Below are 522 nucleotides of genomic sequence, written 5' to 3'. Positions count from 1 at the left end.
GACTTTTCAGCTCTTCTTCAATAGCTTTCCATCCTGGTTTATCAATATTCATTGTTGCTGTCCTCAATTTTGGCGTAAGCGCGCCCCTGGCGGGTTTACGCCATGTTTAAACCGTCTTTAATTTTGTGGTGTGCTAAATCACGCCGGAGTTAAATAATCTGTTCTGACAAAATAAGGTTCAGTACTAATTTCAACTACCGTGCAATTGGTTAAGTCTTTCGCTTTATCCACTGTCTTAACCGGCGTTCCACCACGTAATATTTTGTTGGGCTGATAGATAAAACTGTCGCCAACACGATAACGCTGATTAAACTGTATTGCTTTCATATCAGACCCCGGCGATATCCAACGGTATTGGCTTGTACTGGTCAGTATCCCCTACACGCTCATAAATTCGAATATAGGATTTACTGCCGATAACTTGCAAAGCTTCTCCGATAGCAATCATCGCCTTATTCCAACGCTCATCATCAATATCCAGCCGACGCAGACCCAGGACACGACCTGTATTAATGTCACCTT

The 522-nt window shown here is 42.9% G+C and carries 2 protein-coding genes; both read right to left on the bottom strand.

Annotation, left to right across the window (positions count from 1 at the left end):
• Positions 1-138: 138 nt before the first annotated feature.
• Positions 139-327: a hypothetical protein gene (locus tag EAE92_RS24235; RefSeq protein ID WP_214069877.1), complete on the bottom strand. Its 189-nt coding sequence runs from the start codon at positions 325-327 to the stop codon at positions 139-141.
• Position 328: 1 nt separating this feature from the next.
• A partial coding sequence (locus EAE92_RS24230) for a DUF3164 family protein (RefSeq protein ID WP_214069876.1) occupies positions 329-522 on the bottom strand: 194 nt, incomplete at its 5' end.

Origin of the sequence: Photorhabdus hainanensis (assembly GCF_018448965.1) — a bacterium.
In the GTDB taxonomy this organism is placed as follows: Bacteria; Pseudomonadota; Gammaproteobacteria; order Enterobacterales; family Enterobacteriaceae; genus Photorhabdus; species Photorhabdus akhurstii.
This window is presented reverse-complemented; position numbering and strand designations above follow the sequence as displayed.

Bases quoted from the DNA above. Each gene is read 5' to 3' on its own strand.
- EAE92_RS24235 (WP_214069877.1), bottom strand. From the start codon at position 327: ATGAAAGCAATACAGTTTAATCAGCGTTATCGTGTTGGCGACAGTTTT.